Origin of the sequence: Janthinobacterium sp. 78, from assembly GCF_003096775.1 — a bacterium.
In the GTDB taxonomy this organism is placed as follows: domain Bacteria; phylum Pseudomonadota; class Gammaproteobacteria; order Burkholderiales; family Burkholderiaceae_D; genus Janthinobacterium; species Janthinobacterium tructae.
Map to the genome: position 1 here is coordinate 2,455,110 of NZ_QENT01000001.1, position 18,821 is coordinate 2,473,930.

Here is an 18,821-nt window from a genome sequence, read left to right on the forward strand (position 1 = left end):
GACGGCGCATCCTATACACTGGCGCAGCCACTCCGGCAATCCCGCTCCGGCAATCCATGAGGCCAGAACATGAGTATCCGTAATCTCGACAAGTTGTTCAAGCCGGCCTCGGTGGCCCTGATCGGCGCCACGGCGCGCGACCACAAATTGGGCGCCATCGCCCTGGCCAATCTGCTGGGGGGCGGCTATCAAGGAAGCATTTGGCCCGTCAATCCCAAGTACGACGAGCTGATGGGCCTGAAATGCTACCGCAAGCTGGCGCACTTGCCCAAGGCGCCGGACCTGGCCATCATCTGCACGCCGCCGGCCACCATCACGGCGCTGATCCGCGACCTGGGCGCGCTGGGCACGCGCGCGGCCATCGTCATGACGTCCGGCCTCGACCCCGTGCGCGAGCAGTCGCTGCGCCTGGCCATGCTGAAAGCGGCCAAGCCGCATCTGCTGCGCATCCTCGGTCCCAACAGCATGGGGCTGCTGGTGCCGAAACTGGGCTTGAATGCCAGCTTCGCCCACCTGGGCGCGACGAGCGGCAAGATCGCCTTCGTGTCGCAATCGGGCGCGCTGGTGTCGGGCGTGCTCGATTGGGCCAATGCGCACGGCGTGGGTTTTTCCAAGTTCATTTCGCTCGGTGGCAGCTATGACATCGATTTCGGCGACCTGCTCGATTACCTGGCCGGTGACATCGACACGGCCGCCATCCTGCTGTACATGGAAGACATCCAGGCGGCGCGCAAATTCATGTCGGCGGCGCGCGCCGCCGCGCGCAGCAAGCCCGTCATCGTCCTGAAGGCGGGACGCGAGGCCGAAGGCGCCGCCGTGGCGGCCTGGCATACGGGCGCGCTGGCCGGTTCCGACGCCGTGTACGACGCGGCCATCCGCCGCGCCGGCATGCTGCGCGTGTATTCGGCCGAGGAACTGTTCGACGCGGTGGAAACGCTCACGCATATCCGTTCGCAGCGCGGTGAGCGCCTGGCGATTTTGTGCAACGGCGGCGGTCTGGGCGTGATGGCCACCGATGCGCTGGTGGGCAGCGGCGGCAAGCTGGCCGAACTCTCGCCCGATACCGTCATCGCGCTGGAAAAAGCGCTGCCACGCGGCTGGTCGCACGACAACCCCGTCGGCTTGCCCGGCGACGCGCCCGTGCAGCGCTATGTCGACGCCATCAAGCCGCTGCTCGACGAGCCGCAGGCGGACGCCTTGCTGCTGCTGCACGCGCCCACGGCCATGGTCTCGTCGATCGACATCGCCGAAGCCGTCACGCCGCTGATCAAGGCCACCTCGCGCACGGTGCTGTCGTGCCTGCTGGGCGGCACCACCGTGGCGCCCGCGCGCCAGGTCTTCAACCGCGCCGGCATTCCCACCTACGATACGCCGGAAAAGGCCGTGCATGGCTTCATGCAGATCGTGCAGTACCGGCGCAACCAGGAAACCCTGATGCAGGTGCCGGCGCAGCTGCCCATGTCGGCCACGCCGCGCCGCGCGCGCGTGCGCGAAATCGTCGCCGCCGCGCTGGCGGCCGGCCAGACGGTGCTGGGCGAGTGCCGCTCGAAGGAGATCCTGGCCGCCTACGGCATTCCCGTGGCGATCACGCGCATGGCGGCCGACGTGGAAGAGGCGCTGGCCGTGGCGGTGGACATCGGCTACCCGGTGGCGCTGAAAATCCATTCGCCCGACATCGCCCACAAATCCGACGTGGGCGGTGTGGCGCTCGACCTCGACACGCCCGACATCCTGCGCGCGGCCGCTGCCGCCATGCTCAAGCGCGTGCGCCGCATGCGCCCCGATGCGCTGATCGACGGCTTTACGGTGCAGCAGATGGCGCGCCGGCCGCAATCGCATGAACTGATCGTCGGCGTCACCACGGACGCCGCCTTTGGCCCCGTCATCCTGGTGGGGCAGGGCGGCATCGCCGTGGAAGTGACGGCCGACCACTCGATCGGCCTGCCGCCGCTGAACATGGTGCTGGCGCGCGACATGCTGGCGCGCACGCGCGTGTCGAAACTGCTGGCCGGTTACCGCAACCAGCCGCCGGCCGACATCGACGCCATCTGCTACACCCTGATCCAGGTGGCCGAGCTGGTGGCCGATATCGGCGAGCTGGCCGAACTCGACATCAACCCGCTGGTGGCTGACGCGGACGGCGTGATCGCCCTCGACGCGCGCATCCGTTTGCAACCGGGTCAGAAGAGCGACCGCCTGGCCATCCGCCCGTACCCGCAAGAGCTGGAAGAGCAGGTGACGTGGATGGGGCAATCCATTTTGCTGCGCCCCATCCGCCCGGAAGACGCGCCGCAGCACATGGACCTGTTCAATGCACTGGACCCGGACGACGTGCGCCTGCGCTTCTTTACCTCCATGCGCGAGCTGCCCGTGTCGCAGCTGGCGCGCCTGACGCAGATCGACTACGACCGTGCCATGGCCTTCATCGCCACGCACACGGGCCCGGACGGCAAGCCGGAAACCCTGGGTGTGGTGCGCGCCGTGGCCGACCCGGACAATATCCACGCCGATTTCGCCATCGCCGTGCGCTCGGCCCTGAAAGCCAAGGGCCTGGGCCACATCCTGTTTGAAAAACTGGTCGACTACTTCCGCAGCCGCGGCACGGAAGCGCTGGTGGGCGAGGCGATGGCGCGCAACAAGGGCATGCAGCGGCTGGTGAAAAGTTTTGGCGGCGAAGTCACGCCATCGGAAGAGCCGGGCGTGGTCAACCTGCATATCGGCCTGCGCGCGCCCTGAAAGAAGGCGCTGCGGGTTTGTGCAGGATCAAACCCGACCCTGTCGGTAGTCTTTACACTTTCACTTCCAGGATCAGACATCCAGCGCATTTTCGGGAGTGAGTGCATGCTTACTGCAACATATATATTGGTTTCCCTGTCGGTGGAACAGGCAAGTATCCGCATGAGTTTGTTGGCATTTCAAAAATACATGCAGGTGCAACTGCGCCAGCAGAGCAGGCTGAGCCTGGCGCAACTGCAGTACACGGGCGACTGGCTGAACCGGCTGTACCAGGGCGGCTACTGGCGCAAGGTGGAGATGTATCTGATCCCCGCCATTCGCCAGGCCACGCCGCAGGCGGATGGCTTGCTCGACGGTTTGCTCAATGAGTTGAACGGCTTGAACCATGCGGCGCTGGAAAGCATCAATCTGGTGCAGCAGCGCGCGGGCGCCGCCTTCGAGCATTCCGAATTGCAGGCCGGGCAGCTGTGCGCGGCCATCGACGCCTTTTGCGTGGCCTTGCTGCAGCGCCTGGAAAAAGAAGAGCGTGAACTGTTCGCGCTGGCGCGCAAGGTCATCGTGGGCGAAGCGTGGTTTGCCATCGCCTATCAGTTCCTCGCCCACGATGCGCGCGCGCAGGAAGCGCGCCGTGGCAAGGCGCAAGTGCTGCCCTTTGTTTTGCCCGTACCTTTGCCAGCGCCGGGCACGCCTGCTGGCGCCGCTGACACCGCGGGCATCGCCGGCATCGCCGGCACCTCGGCGGACGATGCTTTGGCGGCCATGCCTGCCATCCAGCAGCCGCTGCGTGCGCAGGCTTGAGCGGGTAGCGAGCGCCCACCCCGTCCACCCGTTTGCACCGGCTGCGCGCTCCTGATTTTGCGCTGGCGCCAGCCAGGAAGAAATCTTGTGTTAGTCATTTGGTAACTTGTACAGACCTGTCCGATGCAATACCCCGGGCTTTGTTATGATGGTGGTTTTGATCCACGCGAAACCCGTCATGTTCGAATTTCTTTTCAAGCGTTCTGCCAGCAAGCCTTCCGCACCAGACCCTGTCGTGGCAGAACAGGCCGCCGCCTCGGCGCAGAGCGCATCGCGCCGCGCCGAACAGGTTGCGCGTGCCCACGCCGTGGCGGGCGACGAAGCCGCCGCCGTTGAATTTATTGTTTCCAGCGAATTTGCCGATGCCCGTCTGATCGCCGCTGAACACGTGCATGCCTTGCCCCTGTTGGAAAAAGTCCACCAGGCCATGCGCAACACGGACCGCCGCGTCGCCAAGCTGATGCAGGGCCGCATCGACCTGATCCGCCACCAGGCGGCGGAAACCCAGCGCGCCCAGGCCAGCATCGATACCGCCCAGCGCCTGCTGAATGATGACAAGCTCAGTCCCAACCAGGTAGCCGAACTGGACCGCCAATGGCAAGTCATCAAGGCCACGCCCGAACTGGCGAACGCCTTTAGCGCTGCGCGTGCCGCGCTGGCCGCACGCCTGGAAGCGCAAGTGGTATTGCAGCGCGCCGTGATCGACGCCGTCGCCGCCGCGCGCGCCCTGGCCAGCAATGGCCAGTCCGCCGGGGAACTGGCGCAGGCACTGGCCCGCCTGGATGCGGAACATGCGCAACATGCACAATCGCCCGAGCGCGGCTCCTTGCCGAAACACCTGGAAAGCGATTTCATCCAGGCGCGCGAGCAGGCGCAGTCCGCCTTGCAAGCGCTGCAGCAGCACCAGGCCCTGTTCGACGCGCGCCAGGCCGCGCTGACCGAATGGCAGGCGCAGGACGCCGCCACCCTCGATGTGGATACCCTGAAACGCGCGTGGCAAGCCTTGCCGCGCCTGCCTGAATCCAGCTTGTCCGACAGCCTGCAGCAGCAATTTGCAGCCCTGCTGGCCAGCGCGCCGGCACCCGTGCAGGCGGCAGCGCCAGAGGCCGCAGCGGCCCATGCCGAGCCTGGACCTGGACCTGTGCTGCGCAAGCCGCGCCAGGAACATGCGCCCGTGTCGAAAGAAGCGACGCAGCAGTTCTTCACGGTGCTCGACGCCATGGAAGCGGCCTTGCAGGACGGGCTGTTGCACGTGGCTTCCGAGCATGACAAGACTTTGCGCGATAGCAAGCACGGCCGTTTGACGCCGGCGCAAGCGGACCGCCTGGCCCATGTACGCGCAGAATTCAAACGCCTGGCCGACTGGGCACGCTGGGGCGGCAACGTGTCGCGCGAGGAGCTGGTCAAGGCGGGCGAAGAATTGCCGGCGCAACAATTGCCGATGGCCGAGCTGGCCAAGAAAGTGGGCAGCCTGCGCGAGCGCTGGAAATCGCTCGATACCTTGTCCGGCCCGGCACCGAAATCCCTGTGGGAGCGTTTCGACGCCGCCTGCAGCCTGGCGTACGCGCCGGCGGCCCAGCATTTCAAGCAACTGGCCGAAGAGCGCCACGGCAATGCGGCCAAGGCCCAGGAACTGATCGCGGAAACGGCGGCCCTGGCGGCCGAAGAGAGTACCGACTGGAAACACGTCGCCTCCGCCTCGCAGCGTTTGCGCCAGGCGTGGACGCGCCTGGGCACCATCGACCGCAAGGAAAAGAAACGCCTGGATACGGAGTTCGGCGCCGCGCTGGATGCCTTGTCGAAGCCGCTGGACACGCAGCGCCAGATCGAGACGGCGCGGCGTGAACAATTGATCGTCGAGGTGGGCTTGCTGAAACCATCCGAGCGCAACACGGTCGACATGCTGAAAGCCTTGCAAGACAAATGGCAGGAACTGGCGAAAGCCCTGCCGCTGGAGCGTCGCGCGGAACAGGCGCTGTGGCAGCGCTTCCGCGCCGCCTGCGATGATATCTTCTCCAGGCGCAAGGAAACGGCCCACGCGGCCGACCACGAGCGCCGCGAACACCTGCATGCGCGCGAAGCGCTGTGCGCCGCGCTGGAAACGGCCGTCGTGCCCGAGGGCGACGACAAGGCGCGCAGCACCTTCATCCAGCACTTGCTGCGCGACACGCGCGCCGCCTGGAATGCCACCGGCCCCGTGCCGCGCGCCAGCGAAGCGAAGATCGAGCAGCGCTATCAGGCCGCTGTGGCTGGCGTGCAAGCGCAAGCGGATGCCATCGCCGAGCGCGCTGGTGCGGCCCAGGCCAACGCCCTGCGCGACAAGCTGCGCCTGGTGCAATCGCTGGAAACGGCACTGGCCGATGGCGACGCTGGCGCCGACGCGCAAGCGTGGAGCGAACGCTGGAGCGCCTTGCCAGCGCTGGACACGCAATATGAACGCAGCCTGCAGCAGCGCTTTGCCGCCGCGCAGGCGGCACTGGGCGAGGGCAACGCCGCCTACGTGCAGCAATTGCAGGCCAACCAGGAGCGCTTGCGCGATGAAGTGTTGCGCCTGGAAATCGTCGCCGGCGTCGATAGCGGCGCCGAATTTGCCCGCGATCGCCTGAAAATGCAGGTGGAGGTGTTGCAATCGTCGCTGAAATCGGGCCAGAAGCCGCTCACGCAAGCGTCGCAGCTGATGCAACTGTGCGCGATTGCCGCTGCCACCGATGCGCGTACGGCCAGCCGTATCGAAACCTTGCTGCGCCGTATTGGAGGCCATGCCAAATGAGCACTTCCGTCCGTGTCCAGCAAGCCGATTTTGACCTCAGTCAAGAAATTGCACAATTGCGTGCAGGCAACCCCAAGGTGGGCGCCGTCGTCGGCTTTGTCGGCACGGTGCGCGACATGAACGAAGGGCTGGACGTGGCCGCCATGGAACTCGAGCACTATCCGGGCATGACGGAAAAGTCCATCGAAGCCATCGTCGAGCAGGCGCGGGGCCGCTGGCCCCTGTCTGGCGCGCTGGTGATCCACCGTGTGGGTCCCTTGCTGCCGCAGGAGCAGATCGTGCTGGTGGCCGTCTCGTCCGCCCACCGGGGCGAGGCTTTCGCCGCCTGCGAATTCATCATCGACTACCTGAAGACGGAAGCGCCGTTCTGGAAGAAGGAAGACACGCCGGAAGGCGCGCGCTGGGTCGATGCGCGCGACAGCGACGAGACGGCGCTGGACAAATGGACGGCAAAAGCACCCGCCATTTGAGGTGTTTCTGCCGCACACGCCAGCATTTGCAAGAATGCATCAGTTTTCTGTTTTGTGTATGCTTGAAAAGTACTGCCTCACCCCAATTTGGTTAACAACTAATTAACCGGGAGCGCTTTTCATGCGACAAGACAAACTCACTACCAAATTACAGGAAGCCCTGGCCGATGCGCAAAGCTTGGCCGTGGGTAACGATAACCCCTATATCGAACCAGTCCACCTGCTGACGGCCCTGTTGAACCAGGACGACGGCGGCGCCCGTTCGCTGTTGCAGCGGGCCGGCGTCAATGTGGGCGGCCTGTCCAAGGCTTTGGGCGCCTCGATCGAACGCTTGCCGAAGGTGTCGGGCACGGGCGGCGACGTGCAGGTCAGCCGCGAATTCGTGGCCTTGCTGAACCTGGCCGACAAGGAATCGCAAAAGGCGGGCGACCAGTTCGTGTCCAGCGAAATGGTCTTGCTGGCCATGACGGAGGACAAGTCCGACTGCGGCAAGCTGGCGCGTGAAAACGGCCTGACCCGCAAGGCCCTGGAAGCGGCCATCGACGCCGTGCGCGGCGGCAACAAGGTCGATTCGCAAGAGGCCGAAGGTCAGCGCGAAGCCTTGAAAAAATACACCCTGGATCTGACGGAGCGGGCACGCAAGGGCAAGCTCGACCCTGTGATCGGCCGCGACGATGAAATCCGCCGCACCATCCAGATCCTGCAGCGCCGCAGCAAGAACAATCCCGTGCTGATCGGTGAGCCGGGCGTGGGCAAGACGGCCATCGTCGAAGGCCTGGCGCAGCGCATCGTCAACGGCGAAGTGCCCGAGTCCCTGAAAGGCAAGCGCGTGCTGGCGCTGGACATGGCCGCCCTGGTTGCCGGTGCCAAGTTCCGCGGCGAGTTTGAAGAACGCCTGAAGTCCGTGCTGAAGGAACTGGCCATGGATGAAGGGCAAACCATCGTCTTCATCGATGAGATGCACACCATGGTGGGCGCGGGCAAGGCCGACGGCGCGATGGATGCTGGCAATATGCTCAAACCGGCGCTGGCGCGCGGCGAACTGCACTGCGTGGGCGCCACCACGCTCGACGAGTACCGCAAGTACATCGAGAAGGATGCCGCGCTGGAACGCCGCTTCCAGAAAGTGCTGGTCGACGAGCCGACCGTGGAGGCGACCATCGCCATCCTGCGCGGCTTGCAGGATAAGTACGCGCTGCACCACAAGGTGGAAATCACGGACGCGGCCATCATCGCCGCTGCCGAGCTGTCGCACCGCTACATCACCGACCGTTTTTTGCCCGACAAGGCAATCGACCTGATCGATGAAGCGGCGGCGAAGATCAAGATCGAGATCGACTCGAAGCCGGAAGTGATGGACAAGCTGGAACGCCGCCTGATCCAGCTGAAGATCGAGCGCGAAGCCGTCAAGAAGGAAAAAGACGAAGCATCGTTGCGCCGTCTGGGCCTGATCGAGGAAGAGATCGTCAAGCTGCAGCGCGAATACAACGACTTCGAGGAAATCCTGAAGGCGGAAAAAGCCGTGGTGCAAGGCAGCACGCACATCAAGGAAGAGATCGAGAACGTCAAGCTGCAGATGGAGCAGGCCACGCGCGAGAGCAACTGGCAGAAAGTGTCGGAGCTGCAATATGGCAAGCTGCCGCAGCTGGAAGCCCAGCTCAAGCAGGCTGACAGCGGCATCCCGAAACGCGATCCCGACCAGCCGAAACTGCTGCGCACGGAAGTGGGCGCCGAGGAAATCGCCGAAGTGGTGTCGCGCGCGACGGGCATCCCCGTGTCGCGCATGATGCAGGGCGAGCGCGACAAGCTGCTGCATATCGAAGAGAAGCTGCATGAGCGCGTCGTGGGCCAGGATGAGGCGATCACGGCCGTGGCTGACGCCATCCGCCGCTCGCGCGCCGGCCTCTCCGACCCGAACCGTCCATATGGTTCCTTCATGTTCCTGGGACCGACGGGTGTCGGTAAAACCGAGCTGAGCAAGGCGCTGGCGACCTTCCTGTTCGATACGGAAGAATCGATGATCCGCATCGACATGAGCGAGTTCATGGAGAAGCATTCCGTGGCCCGTCTGATCGGCGCGCCACCCGGCTATGTCGGTTACGACGAAGGCGGGTATTTGACGGAAGCCGTGCGCCGCAAGCCGTACAGCGTGATTTTGCTCGACGAAGTGGAAAAGGCGCATGCCGACGTCTTCAACGTGCTGCTGCAAGTGCTCGACGACGGACGCATGACGGATGGCCAGGGCCGTACGGTGGACTTCAAGAATACCGTCATCATCATGACCTCGAACCTGGGTTCGCATAAAATCCAGGCCATGGAAAGCGATGATCCCGGTGTCGTGAAGCTGGCCGTGATGGCCGAGGTACGCTCGCACTTCCGTCCCGAATTCGTCAACCGCATCGACGAAATCGTCGTGTTCCACGGCCTCGACGAGAAAAACATTGGCGCCATCGCGAAGATCCAGCTCAAAATTCTCGAAGAACGCCTGGCGCGCATGGACATGCAGCTGAGCTTGACGGACGCGGCACTGCAGCAAATCGCCGAAGCGGGCTACGACCCGGTGTATGGCGCCCGTCCGCTGAAGCGGGCGATCCAGCAGCAGATCGAAAATCCGCTGTCGAAGCTGATCCTGGAAGGCCGTTTTGGTCCGAAAGACGAGATCCGCATCGACGCCCAGAACGGCAACCTGGTGTTTTCGGGTGCGCAAGTGGGGCTGGACAAGGTGTAATTTTTACCCCAACGGCGAAAGGCTGGGGTCGGACCCTGAGGGTCCGACCCCGGTGTTTGCGGTGGGGGTTGATTTGGCAGTAATAAGCAAGGGCGCGATCAGGCTAGACCTGATCGCGCCCTTCTTGCTATCATCGTCACTATTTTCTGACTAATTCCGGAGGCGGTACGATGGCAAACACATGGCAAACAGGGCGGCGCATTGGAGTGGGATTGGCCTTGGTGGCGGCCGTGCTGGCATTGCCTGCCCATGCTCAGGAAGAAAAAGTCCTGAACATCTATAACTGGTCCGACTATATCGGCGACGATACGATCAAGAATTTTGAGAAGGAAACGGGCATCAAGGTTCGCTACGACGTTTTCGACAATAACGAAATCCTCAATGCGAAACTGGTGGCGGGCAAGTCCGGCTACGATATCGTCGTGCCGACGGCCCAGTGGGCGCGCCTGCAGATCGATGCGGGCCTGCTGCGCAAACTCGACAAGAGCAAGCTGACGAACCTGGGCAACCTGGACCAGAACCTGCAGGCCAAGCTGTCGAAGATCGACCCGAACAACGATTACCTGGTCGACTGGCTGTGGGGTTACACGACGGTGGGCATCAACGTCAACAAGGTCAAGGCCGCGTTGGGCGGCATGCCCATGCCCGATAACGCCTGGGACCTGATCTTTGACCCGAAATACGCGGCCAAGCTGAAATCGTGCGGCGTGTCCTTCCTCGACTCGCCGTCCGAAGTGCTGCCGGCCGCCCTGCAATACCTGGGCAAGCCCGCGTACTCGAAAACGGCTGGCGACTATCAGGAAGCGGGCAAGGTACTGCAAGCGATCCGCCCCTACGTAACCCTGTTCAGTTCGTCAGGCTACATCAACGACATGGCCAACGGTTCCGTTTGCGTCGCGCTGGGCTGGTCGGGCGACATCAATATCGCGCGCCAGCGCGCCATCGATGCGAAAAACGGCAATGTGATCCAGGTGCTGGTGCCGAAGACGGCCGCGCTGATGTTCGATACCATGGCCATTCCGGCCGACGCGCCGCATCCGAACAATGCGCACCTGTTCATCAACTACATTTTGCGTCCGCAAGTGCATGCCAGCCTGAGCAACAAGGTGTTTTACGCGAATCCGAATCCGGCCAGCATCAAATATGTACGCAAGGATATCGGCGAGAACAAGGCCATCTTCCTGTCGGATGCCGACAAACAGCGCATGGCGGCGCCAGAAGCGACCACGGCCGATATCCGCCGCTTGATGACGCGCATCTATACGAAGTTCAAGACGGGAGTGTAAGAGGAGGGTGTCATAGCGGAGTGTAAAAACAAGGATGGCGCGAGGGACGGGGATATGCCGTCACTGGCGCCATGCGATAGTGCCGAGGTGAACACTACTCGTGGTAGCGGTCCATCAGCTTGTGGTGACTGCCGCGCATTTCTTCGATCAGTTCAAAGGCGACGAAGCCGATGATGGCGGCGAAGATGGCGATGAAGAGAAAAACGAGGAAGGTGATTAACATGGTCTTTCAGCCGCCGTTGGACGGCCGTCCGCTGGGTTGCTCAAGGTGCCGGAGCAGGGCTCTTGCACGTAGTTGATGCAATTAAACTCTAGCAGATCGGCAGCGCTTTGCAAGGCTGCTGAGTTGTAATTCCTGCCAGTATTTGTCCCAGCGCATTATTCGCGCATTTCAATCTGGGGTCAGTCACTGCGTGATCGGAATGCGTCCCATTGGGACGCATTCCCCCGGCGGGTCTGACCCCGTGGCCTACTTCACCACCAAATCATGCGCCATCACGGCCTTCAAATAAACGCTGATCGGGTCGCCTAATTCTCGTTGCGAGAACCACCACGCGCTGGCTTTGCGCATCTCCCATTCTTGCTCCTCGCCCGTCAGCAGCAGGGCGGCCGCCTGGCCCAGCGTGGGTTGGTGGCCGACGATGAGCACGCTTTCCTTGCCGGCTGGCCAGTTGGCCGCCTTGAGGATGTCTTCCGCCTCGGCGCCCGGTGCCAGTTCCGGCATCAGCTTGAACTTGCGCCCCAGCGCTTCCGCCGTTTGCAAGGTGCGCAAGGCGGGGCTGACGAGGATGCGGCAATTTTCCGGTAGTTGCGAGGCCAGCCATTCGCCCATGCGGCGCGCCTGTTTCTGACCTTTGATGGTCAGGGCGCGTTCGAGGTCGGGCAGGCCCGGCTCGGCTTCTGCGTGTCGCCACAAGATGAGATCCATGCTGTGCTCCTGTGTGTAGAGTTGCCTATTCGCCGACCTCCGCGCCCGGCGTGCCCAGTGTGTGCATCAAATACTGCTGGGCGCTGAATGGCGTTTGCTTGCCGCGCGGCTTGCGGCGCGCGTAGTGGCCCGTCGGCTCCAGTTCCCATGCATTCGTATTATCCTTCAAATACGGATTGAGGCCCTCGGCGATCACGCGCCGCTTCAGCGCACGGTCCAGCACGGGGAAGGCCACTTCCACCCTGCGGAACAGGTTGCGGCTCATCCAGTCGGCACTGGCCAGGTAAACATCGTGCGCCAGGTCGTTGCGGAAGTAGTAAATGCGGCTGTGTTCAAGGAAACGGCCGATCACGGAGCGCACCTTGATGTTTTCCGACAGGCCAGGCACGCCCGGCTTCAGGGTGCAGGCGCCGCGCACGATCAGGTCGATCTTCACTCCATCGGTCGAGGCCGCATACAGGGCGCGGATCACGGATTCATCGACCAGCGCGTTGACTTTCACGATGATGCGTCCGCGCCGGCCGGCGCGGGCGATCTTCGCCTCGTTGCGGATGGCCTTGATGATCTCGCTTTGCAGGCCGAACGGCGCCAGCCACAAATGGTTCAGGTTGTGCGGCTTGGTCAGGCTGGTCAGGTGGATGAACACTTCGTTCACTTCCACGGCCAGATCCTGGTTGGCCGTCAGTAAACCAAAATCCGTGTACAGCTTGGTGGTGGTGGGGTGGTAGTTGCCGGTGCCCAGGTGGGCATAGAAGCGCAGCGCGCCTTCTTCGCGGCGGATGACGAGCGCCACCTTGGCGTGGGTTTTCAGTCCCACCACGCCGTACACGACTTGCGCGCCCGCCTGTTCCAGCTTGTCGGCCCAGTTGATATTGGCTTCTTCGTCGAAACGCGCCATCAATTCCACGATGACGGTCACTTCCTTGCCCATCTTCGCCGCCGTGATCAACGATTCCATCAGGTCCGAATTCATGCCCGTGCGGTAGATCGTCTGCTTGATGGCGACGACGGACGGATCGTAGGCGGCACTGCGGATGAAGTCGATCACCGTCTGGAACGACTGGTACGGGTGGTGCAGCAGGATGTCGTGCTTGTTCAGCGCGGCAAAGATGTCGTTGCCGATGGCTTTGTGCGCGAGGCCCGGGAAGAACGGCGGGAAGCGCAGCTCGGGCTGCTTGACGTGGTCGATCATTTCCGACAGGCGCACCAGGTTCACGGGGCCGTTGACGCGGTACAGCCGGCTTTGATCCAGGCTGAACTGGTCGAGCAGGAATTGCGACAGTTCCGGTGGACAATTGCGCGCCACTTCCAGGCGCACGGAGGTGCCGAACTGGCGCCCCACCAGTTCGCCCTTCAGGGCCTGGCGCAGGTTCTTGACTTCGTCTTCATCGACCCACAGGTCGCTGTCGCGCGTGACGCGGAATTGTGAATAGGCAATCACCTCGCGCCCGGCGAACAGGTCCGAAATATGCGCATGGATGACGGAGGACAATAAACAGAAGGACACGCCGTCGCCGGAAATGTCGTCCGGCAGCTTGATGACGCGTGGCAAGACACGGGGCGCCTTGACGATGGCGATCGCCGTGCCGCGCCCGAACGCATCCTTGCCGCTCAGCGAAACGATGAAATTGAGACTTTTATTCACCACTTGCGGGAACGGGTGGGCAGGGTCCAGGCCGATCGGTGTCAGCAGGGGGCGCACTTCGCGGTCGAAATATTGCTTGACCCACGCGCGCTGCGCCTCGTTGCGGTCGCTGTCGCGCAGCAAATGCACGCCCGCTTCGCGCAGGGCCGGCAAGACGTCGTTATTTAATATCTCGTACTGGCGTTCCACCAGCGCATGGCATTCCTTGCCGATGCGCTCCAGGTTGGCCGCCAGGGCAGGGTGGCCCGCCAGCGTACCACCGATGCTGCCGGCTGCCAGCAGGCTGGCCACGCGCACTTCGAAGAACTCATCCATGTTACTGCTGACGATGCACAGGTAGCGCAGGCGCTCGAGCAGCGGAATGTTCGGGTCTTCCGCCTGGGCCATCACGCGCCGGTTGAAAGTCAGTTGCGACAGTTCGCGGTCAAGCAGGATGCCCGATTTGGTCACTTCCATGTGCAGTTCAGGTTTCATATTCTTTTGTCTTTGCAGATAGTTAATTCTAGCCGTATTTCATCATGTATGACGCGCTGTGAGTGTAATCATGAAATATGACGTCAGCGTGACATACTCTGTCATAAAGCGCCGTCCGTCCTGTCATTTTTCATGCCGGAAAGGGCACTTCCCGGGGCGTAGGCAAATATTTCATGAAATTTTGCGCATGTCATAAAGCTGTCATATTCGCTTGCTAGACTGCGCAGCATTCAACCGGGACTTTGAGCCCTAACAACCCTGAGGACTTGATATGCAAATGAAGCAAATGTTCAAATTTATCGTCGTGGGTGCTTCGGCAGCGATGGCATTTTCTTCCGCTTCCGTCATGGCGGCAGATATGACAGGTGCTGGTGCAACTTTCCCGTACCCGATCTACGCCAAATGGGCCGAGACTTACAAAGCCAATACCGGTAACGGCCTGAACTACCAGTCCGTCGGTTCCGGCGCTGGTATCAAGCAAATCAAGGCCAAGACTGTTGAATTCGGCGCCTCGGACATGCCTTTGAAGGCAGAAGAGCTGGAAGAAGCAGGCCTGATGCAGTTCCCTGCCATCATGGGCGGCGTGGTCACCATCGTCAACCTGGACGGCGTAACCCCAGGCCAGCTGAAAATGACCGGTAAAGTCGTCGGCGACATTTACCTGGGCAAGATCACCAAGTGGAGCGCGCCTGAGATCGCCGCACTGAACAGTGGCGTCAAGCTGCCGGATACGGAAATCACCGTGGTGCACCGCGCCGACGGTTCGGGCACCTCGTTCCTGTTCACCGACTTCCTGTCGAAAACCAACCCGGAATTCAAATCGAAAATCGGCGCTGGCTCGGCTGTGAAATGGGCCGTGGGCGTGGGCGGCAAGGGTAACGAAGGCGTCGCCGCCAACGTGCAGCGTATCAAGGGTTCGATCGGCTACGTCGAGTGGGCTTACGCCAAGAAAAACAAGATGTCGCACACCCAGTTGCAAAACAAGGACGGCAACTTCCTGCAGCCTGACGACGACAACTTCAAGGCAGCAGCCGCTTCGGCACCTTGGACGCAAACCCCAGGCTTCGGCGTGGTTCTGACCGACCAGGCTGGCAAGAACAGCTGGCCTATCACGGGCGTGTCGTTCATCCTGATGCACAAAGTCCAGGCTGACGCAGCCAAGGCTAAAGAAGTCCTGAAATTCTTCGACTGGGCCTACAAGAACGGCGGCGCCGCTGCCGTTGAACTGGATTACGTGCCGATGCCAGCATCGGTCGTGAAACTGGTGCAGGAATCGTGGAAAGCCAATTTGAAAGATGCATCGGGCAAAGCGATCTATTAATCCGCTAGCTTGACTGCATAAATATCTATCCTAAGTACCCATCCTTGTCCCCGCCAGCAGCACGGCGGGGCAGGGAGTTAGCCAGGACCGCCCGCAAGCCCTTGCAGGCGTTCCCGGCTAAAAGAGCACGATAAAAATAGCAGTACCTGCAGTACCACCCACATGGCACATTATGAGCGCACAATCTACCTCCTCCACGATCCCCATGCCAGGCGGCACCATGACCGATTCCCTCAGTCACGCGCAAATGCTTTCCACCATGCGCAAGCAGCGTATCCAGGATTTTTTGTTCCACAAGGTGACGATGCTGTTCGCCCTGTCGGTGCTGATCGTCCTGGTCGGCATTATCATTTCGCTGATCATGGAATCGATACCGGCCTTCAAGACATTCGGCCTGCATTTCATCGTGTCCGCGGAATGGGACCCCGTCAATGACCAGTACGGCGCCCTGATCCCCATCATCGGCACCCTGGTGACGTCCGTCATCGCCCTGCTGATCGCCTTTCCCGTCAGCTTCGGCATCGCCCTGTTCCTCACGGAAATCTGCCCGGCCTGGCTGCGCCGCCCGCTGGGCACGGCTGTCGAACTGCTGGCCGGCGTGCCATCGATCATCTACGGCATCTGGGGCCTGTTCGTGTTTGCGCCCCTGTTTGCCGACCACGTCCAGCCCATCCTGAAAGCCACCTTGGGCAACGTGCCTGTCATCGGCCAGCTGTTCAGCGGCCCCATGATGGGCATCGGCTTGCTGACGGCCGGCCTGGTGCTGGCCATCATGATCATCCCTTTCATCGCTTCCGTGATGCGCGACGTGTTTGAAATCGTGCCTGCCGTGCTGAAAGAATCCGCATACGGCCTGGGCTGCACACGCTGGGAAGTGGTGCGCAAGATCGTCTTGCCATACACCAAGACCGGCGTCGTCGGCGGCGTCATGCTGGGCCTGGGCCGCGCACTGGGTGAAACCATGGCCGTAACCTTCGTCATCGGTAACGCGAACAAGCTGTCGTGGTCGCTGTTTGCCGCCGGTAACAGTATCACCTCGCTGCTGGCGAATGAATTCGGCGAAGCGCAATCCGAGCTGCACGTCGCTTCGCTGTTCTCGCTGGCGCTGATCCTGTTTGTCATCACCTTTATCGTCTTATCCGCCGCCAAGCTGATGCTGGCAGGCATGTCCCGCAAGGAAGGCACGAAATGAGCCAACTCAGCCAAGTTAGCACCCGCGACGTTCCGGCCAAGCCGGCCATGAATCCTGTCTACCGCAAGCGCCTCTTGATGCACCGCATCGGCATCGCCCTGTCGGTGGCGGCCATGGCCTTGGGCCTGGCCGTGCTGGTATGGATTTTGTTCACCCTGGTCGTCAAGGGTTTCGGCGCGCTGTCCATCGACATGTTCACGCAAACCACGCCGGCACCCGGCAGCGAAGGCGGCGGCCTGATCAATGCCATCGTCGGCAGTGCCCTGATGGTGGGCCTGGCGACTGTCGTCAGCACCCCGATCGGTATCCTGGCCGGCATCTACCTGGCCGAATACGGCGAAGAAAACAAGTTTGCGCAAGTCACGCGCTTTGTGACGGACATCATGCTGTCGGCGCCATCGATCGTCATCGGCCTGTTCGTGTATGCGCTGTACGTGGCGCACGTGAAGCACTTCTCCGGTTACGCGGGCGCCATCGCGCTGTCGCTGATCGCCGTGCCGGTGGTGGTGCGCACGACGGACAATATGCTGCGTTTGGTACCGAACAGCCTGCTCGAAGCCGCGTTTGCCCTCGGCGCGCCGCGCTGGAAAGTCGCCACGCTGGTGCGCTTGCGCGCCGTTAAAGCCGGTGTCATTACCGGTGTGCTGCTGGCCCTGGCCCGCATCGCCGGCGAAACGGCACCGCTGCTGTTCACGGCCCTGAATAACCAGTTCCAAAGCTTCAACATGAATGCGCCGATGGCCAACTTGCCGTCCGTCATCGCATCGTTCGCGATGAGCCCGTACGACAATTGGCGCTCGCTGGCCTGGGGCGGCGCACTGCTGATCACCTTCAGCGTGCTGGCCTTGAATATCCTGTCGCGCACCGTGTTCAGCCAAAAAGTCCCTAATTAAACAGATACCGAGCGAAGCGAACCCATATGAATACGCAAATGAATCCAGCCCAAGACCTGGCACCAAAGAAAAAAACCATCGAGATTTCGGGCCTGAACTTTTTTTACGGCAAAACGCAAAGCTTGCATAACGTCAATCTGGACATCCACGAAAAGAAAGTCACGGCTTTCATCGGCCCGTCCGGTTGCGGCAAGTCGACCCTGCTGCGTACCCTGAACCGCATGTACGACCTGTATCCGGGCCAGCGCGCGGAAGGCTCGATCCTGTACCGCGGCCGCAACGTGCTCGACGCGGACCAGGACGTCAACATGCTGCGTGCCAAGGTCGGCATGGTGTTCCAGAAGCCGACACCGTTCCCCATGTCCGTGTACGACAACATCGCCTTCGGCGTGCGCCTGTATGAAGACCTGTCGAAGGGCGAGATGGATGAGCGCGTCGAGTGGGCCCTGAAAAAGGCCGCGCTGTGGGGCGAAGTCAAGGATAAGCTGAACAAGAGCGGCCTGTCGCTGTCGGGCGGCCAGCAGCAGCGCCTGTGCATCGCGCGCGGCGTGGCCGTGAAGCCGGACGTCTTGCTGTTAGACGAGCCGACCTCGGCGTTGGACCCGATCTCGACGTCGAAGGTGGAAGAGCTGATCAGCGAACTGAAACAGGATTACACGATCGCCATCGTGACGCACAATATGCAGCAGGCGGCGCGCTGCTCCGACTACACTGCCTATATGTACCTGGGCGAGCTGGTGGAATTCGGCGAAACGGACCAGATTTTCATGAATCCGGCCCGCAAGGAAACGCAGGATTACATCACGGGTCGCTTCGGCTGATCCACCCAGAATAACGACATACAAGACAACTGAATACGGAGAGACAGCATGTTAGGCGAACATTCATCCAAGCAATACGACAACGAACTCGAAGCGATCCGCTCGAAAGTGCTCCTGATGGGCGGCATCGTTGAAACCCAGTTCCTCGACGCGATGACGTGCTTTCGCATCGGCAACCCGGAACGCGCCGACCGCGTGATGCGCGAAGACGACGTCGTCAACCAGCTGGAAGTATCGCTGGACGACGCGTGCAGCCATTTGATCGTGCGCCGTCAGCCGGCCGCCAACGATTTGCGTACCATCATGGCCACCATCAAGGTGATTACCGACCTCGAACGCGTAGGCGACGAGGCGACCAAAATCGCCCGCGTGGCGAAGAATCTGCACAAGCGGGGCAACGGCGTCGTCAACCATTACGAGATGGTGCGCGGCATTGCCAACACGGCCACCGACATGCTGCACGATGCGCTGGACGCATTCGCCCGCAACGATGGCAAGCAGGCCTTACAATTAATTGCACAAGATGCCATCATCGACCATGAGTTTCGGTCTATCATGCGCAACTTGATCACCTTTATGATGGAAGACCCGCGCACGATTTCGGCGGCGCTCGATACCCTGTGGGTGGCCAAGGCCATCGAACGGATCGGCGACCATGCGAAAAACATCGCCGAATACGTGATTTACGTGGTTGAAGGCAAGGATATCCGCCACACCAAGGTGGCGGCTCCCGCCATTTCCGAGGAGCTCCCTGAGTAA

General features: G+C 61.8%; 14 protein-coding genes. 11 read left to right on the forward strand and 3 right to left on the reverse strand.

From position 1 onward, the window contains the following. Positions 1–69: 69 nt before the first annotated feature. From C8C92_RS10990 to C8C92_RS11015, 6 genes are all read left to right on the forward strand, one after another. Positions 70–2,736 carry a bifunctional acetate--CoA ligase family protein/GNAT family N-acetyltransferase gene (locus C8C92_RS10990; RefSeq protein WP_165829380.1) on the forward strand — a complete coding sequence of 889 codons (2,667 nt, stop codon included), beginning with the start codon at positions 70–72 and terminating at the stop codon, positions 2,734–2,736. 105 nt (positions 2,737–2,841) lie between these two features. Beyond that, entirely contained in the window at positions 2,842–3,534 is a 693-nt protein-coding gene (locus tag C8C92_RS10995) for a hypothetical protein (RefSeq protein WP_133250735.1), read from the forward strand. Positions 3,535–3,712: 178 nt separating this feature from the next. After that, positions 3,713–6,304: a DUF349 domain-containing protein gene (locus C8C92_RS11000; protein WP_116745922.1), complete on the forward strand. Its 2,592-nt coding sequence runs from the start codon at positions 3,713–3,715 to the stop codon at positions 6,302–6,304. Then, the gene (gene moaE / locus C8C92_RS11005; RefSeq protein WP_116743876.1) at positions 6,301–6,774 is read left to right on the forward strand and encodes a molybdopterin synthase catalytic subunit MoaE; all 474 of its coding nucleotides are present in this window, start codon (positions 6,301–6,303) and stop codon (positions 6,772–6,774) included. The genes C8C92_RS11000 and moaE overlap by 4 nt, the downstream gene beginning before the upstream one ends. A 121-nt stretch (positions 6,775–6,895) precedes the next feature. After that, positions 6,896–9,502: an ATP-dependent chaperone ClpB gene (clpB, locus tag C8C92_RS11010; protein ID WP_099759851.1), complete on the forward strand. Its 2,607-nt coding sequence runs from the start codon at positions 6,896–6,898 to the stop codon at positions 9,500–9,502. Between the two features lie 170 nt (positions 9,503–9,672). Further along, positions 9,673–10,788 carry a polyamine ABC transporter substrate-binding protein gene (locus C8C92_RS11015; RefSeq protein WP_116743878.1) on the forward strand — a complete coding sequence of 372 codons (1,116 nt, stop codon included), beginning with the start codon at positions 9,673–9,675 and terminating at the stop codon, positions 10,786–10,788. A gap of 94 nt (positions 10,789–10,882) precedes the next feature. Here the strand turns inward: C8C92_RS11015 and C8C92_RS27925 are convergent, their stop codons facing one another. The 3 genes from C8C92_RS27925 to ppk1 form a co-directional block, all read right to left on the reverse strand. Beyond that, positions 10,883–11,011 carry a hypothetical protein gene (locus tag C8C92_RS27925; RefSeq protein ID WP_257224845.1) on the reverse strand — a complete coding sequence of 43 codons (129 nt, stop codon included), beginning with the start codon at positions 11,009–11,011 and terminating at the stop codon, positions 10,883–10,885. A 246-nt stretch (positions 11,012–11,257) separates the two neighbouring features. Then, entirely contained in the window at positions 11,258–11,716 is a 459-nt protein-coding gene (gene sixA / locus C8C92_RS11020; RefSeq protein ID WP_116743880.1) for a phosphohistidine phosphatase SixA, read from the reverse strand. Positions 11,717–11,741: 25 nt separating this feature from the next. After that, positions 11,742–13,835 carry a polyphosphate kinase 1 gene (gene ppk1, locus C8C92_RS11025; protein WP_099759848.1) on the reverse strand — a complete coding sequence of 698 codons (2,094 nt, stop codon included), beginning with the start codon at positions 13,833–13,835 and terminating at the stop codon, positions 11,742–11,744. Positions 13,836–14,106: 271 nt separating this feature from the next. On the opposite strand from ppk1, the gene pstS reads away from it, so the two are divergent. From pstS to phoU, 5 genes are all read left to right on the forward strand, one after another. Next, positions 14,107–15,156 (forward strand): phosphate ABC transporter substrate-binding protein PstS, encoded by a 1,050-nt coding sequence (pstS, locus tag C8C92_RS11030; RefSeq protein ID WP_071078206.1) that lies wholly within the window; start codon positions 14,107–14,109, stop codon positions 15,154–15,156. Between the two features lie 220 nt (positions 15,157–15,376). Beyond that, complete coding sequence (gene pstC / locus C8C92_RS11035; RefSeq protein WP_081344807.1) at positions 15,377–16,348, forward strand: phosphate ABC transporter permease subunit PstC; 972 nt, start codon at positions 15,377–15,379, stop codon at positions 16,346–16,348. After that, positions 16,345–17,241 carry a phosphate ABC transporter permease PstA gene (pstA, locus tag C8C92_RS11040; protein WP_099759847.1) on the forward strand — a complete coding sequence of 299 codons (897 nt, stop codon included), beginning with the start codon at positions 16,345–16,347 and terminating at the stop codon, positions 17,239–17,241. Before pstC ends, pstA begins: the two co-directional genes overlap by 4 nt. A gap of 26 nt (positions 17,242–17,267) precedes the next feature. Next, the gene (gene pstB, locus C8C92_RS11045; RefSeq protein ID WP_071078203.1) at positions 17,268–18,062 is read left to right on the forward strand and encodes a phosphate ABC transporter ATP-binding protein PstB; all 795 of its coding nucleotides are present in this window, start codon (positions 17,268–17,270) and stop codon (positions 18,060–18,062) included. A 48-nt stretch (positions 18,063–18,110) separates the two neighbouring features. Beyond that, the gene (phoU, locus tag C8C92_RS11050; protein WP_071078202.1) at positions 18,111–18,821 is read left to right on the forward strand and encodes a phosphate signaling complex protein PhoU; all 711 of its coding nucleotides are present in this window, start codon (positions 18,111–18,113) and stop codon (positions 18,819–18,821) included.